The sequence below is a fragment of the Limnofasciculus baicalensis BBK-W-15 genome (assembly GCF_024178385.1).
Lineage (GTDB): Bacteria > Cyanobacteriota > Cyanobacteriia > Cyanobacteriales > Coleofasciculaceae > Limnofasciculus > Limnofasciculus baicalensis.
Genome location: NZ_JAMZMM010000457.1, coordinates 1 through 4,123, shown reverse-complemented (window position 1 = coordinate 4,123; position 4,123 = coordinate 1). Strand labels below are relative to the sequence as shown.

General features: G+C 42.8%; 2 protein-coding genes. Both read left to right on the top strand.

Translation table 11 applies throughout. The features are described 5' to 3' along the window. The first annotated feature begins 68 nt into the window (after positions 1-68). On the top strand, positions 69-1,109 hold the full coding sequence (locus tag NJ959_RS26460; protein WP_254014749.1) for an Rpn family recombination-promoting nuclease/putative transposase: 1,041 nt from the start codon (positions 69-71) through the stop codon (positions 1,107-1,109). A 188-nt stretch (positions 1,110-1,297) separates the two neighbouring features. Then, the coding region (locus NJ959_RS26455) for a CHAT domain-containing protein (protein ID WP_254014748.1) at positions 1,298-4,123 on the top strand (2,826 nt) is incomplete at its 3' end.

Here is a 4,123-nt window from a genome sequence, read left to right as displayed (position 1 = left end):
AACAACCAACAACCAACAACCAACAACCAACAACCAACAACCAACAACTAACAACCAACAACTAAATTATGAAATTCATTAATCCAAAAACTGATTTTGCCTTCAAAAAGATATTTGGTTCTGAGGGAAGTAAAGATATTCTGATTAGCTTCTTGAATGCTATTCTTTACAACGAAGAATCGGTTATTGAAGACTTAGAAATTATCAATCCCTATCTGGCACCGAAAATTCGCGGAGTTAAGGATACTTATCTGGATGTAAAAGCCAATATTACAGGAGATAAAACCGTAATCATTGAAATGCAAGTTCTGAATGTGGAGAGTTTTGAGAAGCGCATTTTATATAATGCTGCCAAAGCTTACTCCGTACAACTACAAATAGGAGAAGATTACAGTCTCCTGAATCCAGTAATTGCCTTAACTATTACAGATTTTGAGATGTTTAGCCAATTTGAAAAAGTGATTTCTCGCTTTGTCTTGAAAGAGAAAGATTATCTAGTCGATTATTTGGTTCATGACATTGAATTAGTGTTTGTCGAGTTACCCAAATTTAAAAATAGATTGGATGAATTAAAGACAATTACTGATAAATGGATTTACTTCATCAAGAATGCCAAAGAATTGCGTGCCGTACCAGAGGAGATGGGAAGGATACCACAAATAAACCAAGCTTTTGCGATCGCAAATCAAGCTACTCTCTCTCCTGAAGAGTTGGAAGATTTGGAAAAACGGGAGATTTTTATCCAAGATATGCGAGGTGCGATGTCTCTTGCTGTGAGACAAGGGCTTGAACAAGGCATTCAGCAAGGTATTCAGCAAGGTATTCAGCAAGGCATTCAGCAAGGTATTCAGCAAGGGATTGAACAAGGTATTGAACAAGGGATTGAACAAGGTATTGAACAAGGTATTGAACAAGGTATTGAACAAGGGATTGAACAAGGTATTGAACAAGGTATTGAACAAGGTATTGAACAAGGTATTGAACAAGGTGCTAAAGAAGCTAAAGTCAAAATGGCTAAACGTTTACTCAGTATTATGGATGATGAGACGCTCAGTCAAATGACGGAACTTAGTATTGAGGAAATACGAAGTTTGCGAGAGGAAAACTAAAGGATAAAGGATGAAGTTTGAAGGTTGAAAAACGATTCTTTTTTGATAATTTATCCTTCACACTTCATCCTTCATCCTTCATCCTTCACACTTCATCCTTCATCCTTCATCTGAGGTAATTTAAGGAGATAATCCGGAATAGACTTACCACAAACTGAAGGATTAAGAAGATGGGGTAAATTTAGTTAGTGTCTAGGGCAGTAGATATGGTAGGTATGGCGAAAAATTGCTTGCGGATTCATCATGAGGGAGATTCGATTCAACTTTTCTGGCAACGGGGAAAAGCGAATCCTCGCCCTGCGCCAGCGGTAACCTTTACACATCCCTTTGATAAGCAAGCTTTAGCTGATTTGCGCTGGTATCTGGAAGAGTATTTGCGCTTTCCCTATGGGCTTGCTGATGATAATGCGGCAAAGATTGAGAAAAAGTTGCAAAACTGGGGAGAGGAGTTATTTGAGTTAGTCTTTCGCAGTAGCGAGAAGGCGCGGGAATTTTTTCAGGCGGCAACTCATGATGGGCTGAATCAGTGCGAATTAGTAATTACTTCAGATAATCCAGAGATACTGACGCTACCCTGGGAATTATTATACTCGCCGAGCGATCGCAATTTTCTCGCCCCGTCTTTGGCTGGGATGTCTCGCAGTCTCAGCGATTATGCTGTCAGGGCTGAAATGGGGGATTTACCCCAGGATAAGTTAAATATTTTACTGGTAATTGCCCGTCCTTATGGGGAAAGGGATATTGGGCTGAAAACTATTGCCCGTCCTTTATTTGAGTCTATTGCACAGATTAGGAAAAAAGTCAATATTAAAGTATTGCGTCCCCCCAGTTTTGAGGAGTTTGAGCGGGAATTGAATAGTCATCCCGGATTTTATCATATAGTACATTTTGATGGACATGGGGATTTTGACCCGAATAGTGTGGGATTTCACCATACTTTGGGTGGTGCGGGGCAGGGAGTGTTAGTATTTGAAGCGAATGATGGTTCCCCGCAAATCATTACAGCGGCACAGATTGCTCAGAATTTGGCAGATTGTCGAGTACCAATATTTGTATTGAATGCTTGTAAATCAGCGCAGGAGGGAGAGGGAAGCTTTTCTTCTGTAGCGACGCGCTTGGTTTCTTTGGGGGCTAAGGGTGTGGTGGCGATGGCGTATTCTGTTTTTGCAGAAGCGGCGAAACATTTTATGGGGCGGTTGTATGGGGAGTTGGCGGCGGGTGCGACTCTCGATAATGCGGTGGCGGCGGGGCGAAGGCAGATTTTAAATCAGCGACTTCGCCCTAGCCCTAAAGGTGATAAGCCTTTGCAGGATTGGTTAGTGCCTGTCTTGTATCAGCAGGAATCTTATCAGCCTTTTATTCCTGCAACTACAGATATTCTGGATATTGAGGATTTTTTTGAGCCAACTGTTAGTAATTTGGTGGAATTGCCACAGGAGGGGCGTTATGGTTTTATTGGGCGAGATTACGATATTTTGCGATTAGAGCGGGCGTTTCGGCAAAATAATCTTGTCTTGTTACAAGGGATGGGTGGTGTGGGGAAAACTGAGTTAGTTTGTGGTTTTGCCCGGTGGTTAGATGAAACTCAGGGACGACATGGTGGTAAGATTTTCTTTGTGTCTTTTGAGCAAGGGGCGACGCTGAGTAGCGTAGTCAATCAAGTGGGCAGGGCAGTTTGGGGCGATAAGTTTTCTCAGTATCGCCAAGAGCAACAAGAGCAAGCAGTACTAAAATATCTGAAAAGTCAGCCGAGTCTGTTGATTTGGGATAACTTTGAGCCAGTGGCGGGGTTTCCGACGGGAAATCAACCGTTATTGAATAGTAGTGAAAGAGATAGTTTGCAGCGATTTCTGAAAGACTTGCGCGGCGGGAAGTCTTGGGTGTTGATTACTAGTCGTCGCCAGGAGTCTTGGCTGGATTGTGGTTACAGGTTACTGGAATTGGGGGGATTGCGGCAGGAAGATGTAGAGGAGTTGGCGGCAAAAATTCTGGAAACAGTGGGGGTGGAGAAAAAGCATCTGCCAAAAGAGTATCTGGATTTGCTGAAACTTTTGGGGGGACATCCTTTATCGTTACGAGTGGTGTTGCCCCATTTGAAGAGGCAGACACCATCGCAGTTAATTGAAGCTTTGCGGCTAGGGTGGGATAAGTTTACTGGGGCAGAAGAGGAAGGGCGGGATAAGTCGCTTACCGTGTCGCTGGATTATTCCTTTACTAAGTTATCTGATGCTTGTCGTTTGCATTTGCCGTTTTTGGCTTTATTTTCTCAGCGAGTTAATGCTAATTGGCTTCATGCTTTCTCAGAAAATCCTGATGATGAATATGGGCTGGCATATCAGGCGGTGTTTGGGGAGAATTTGCAAAAGGCTGATTGGTTGAGGTTACTGAATGAGGGAGTAGAAGCTGGTATCCTGGAATATCTTAGTGAAAGTATCTACAAAATTCATCCTGCCCTGCCCTGGTATTTGCGGCAACGGTTGGCTGATAGTTACACTACGGAGGTAATCAGTCAACTCGAAAAAAAGTTGCTGCTTTTCTACGCAATGTTGGCATATAGCTTCCGTCAGGAACTTATCAGCAATGCGAAACTAGCAATGTGGGTACTGCAAGTTGAGGAACCCAACTTATTACAAAACCTAAGACTAGCAGAAGAGCAACAAAATTGGAGTAATGCTCAGTTTATTCTACAAGCCTTGGGCGAAGTGTATACACGGATTAATCGCAAATCCGAATTTAGGGCGCTGCAACAACGGGTATTGAGTAAAATTGGCATCCATCTCTCAGAAGCAAAGGCAAAGGGAAAAGATGCCTTTGATTTCTGGAGATATCTGCGGGGCAACGATGCTAATGAGGCTTTAGCTGTTGCTGACTTGGAAACAGCCAGGGCAATTTATCAAGAAATCCTGGATGCACTTACCGCCTTAAATGATTCCTCGGTGAATGACAATATTGCTGTTTTCTATCACCAACTGGGAATGGTGGCACAGGAAAAACGGGAGTTTGAGGAGGCAAAA